The sequence below is a fragment of the Brevundimonas nasdae genome (assembly GCF_016654005.1).
In the GTDB taxonomy this organism is placed as follows: Bacteria; Pseudomonadota; Alphaproteobacteria; order Caulobacterales; family Caulobacteraceae; genus Brevundimonas; species Brevundimonas nasdae.
On sequence record NZ_JAEPWN010000029.1, the window covers coordinates 1 to 861 of the forward strand.

Sequence of the window (861 nt, forward strand, 5' to 3'; positions counted from 1 at the left end):
TCTAGGATGTGTGGACAAAGTGGATTCCCAAATCACCAGATGACTGATTCAAGGCTGCTCTTTGCGGAGAGTGGCGTTGGTTCGTGGTTTGATGTCGGACGAGGAATGGGCGTTCTTCGAGCCGTTCGTTGTCGAGAAGGGGCCGAGACGGGGGCGGCGTCCTCGTGATCACCGACGGGTGCTGGACGGAGTGTTCTGGATCGCTCGGACAGGCACGGCCTGGCGTGACCTGCACAGCCATTTCGGCGAGTGGAACTCGGTCTATCGGCAGTTCCGGCGCTGGACGCTGGCGGGGACCTGGGAGGTGATGCTGGAGGCGCTGAACGAGGCCGGCGCAGGGCATGGCAGCGTCCAGATGATCGATTCCACCATCATCCGCGCCCATCAGCACGCCGCCGGCGCGCTAAAAAAGGGGATGAGGACCAGGGTCTTGGCCGCTCTCGCGGTGGCTTCTCGACCAAGATCCATCTCCGCAGCAACGCTTTGGGCCTCCCTGTTGCGGTCACGCTGAGCGGCGGTCAGGTCTCCGATGTGAAGGGCTATGCGCCGGTCATGGACGAACCCGGCCCACAGCCTCGCGTGCTGCTCGCCGACAAGGGATACGACGCCGACTTCATCCTGGCCGACCTTGACGCCAGGGATGTCGTCGCCGTCATTCCCGCAAGGCGGAACCGCAAGGTTCAGCCCGTCATCGACGGTCATATCTACGCCCTGAGGAACCTCGTTGAGCGCTGCTTCTCAAGGCTCAAACACAGCCGCCGACTGGCGACCCGATACGACAAGACCGCCGACAGCTTCCTCGGTTTCGTCCTCGTCGCTTCAATCCGCTTGTGGGTCAGGCACTTTGTCCACACCACCTAG

1 pseudogene is annotated in these 861 nt (G+C 62.5%); it reads left to right on the forward strand.

The window, feature by feature from the left end:
* The first annotated feature begins 91 nt into the window (after window positions 1–91).
* Window positions 92–861: pseudogene (locus tag JKF87_RS18130) on the forward strand (IS5 family transposase).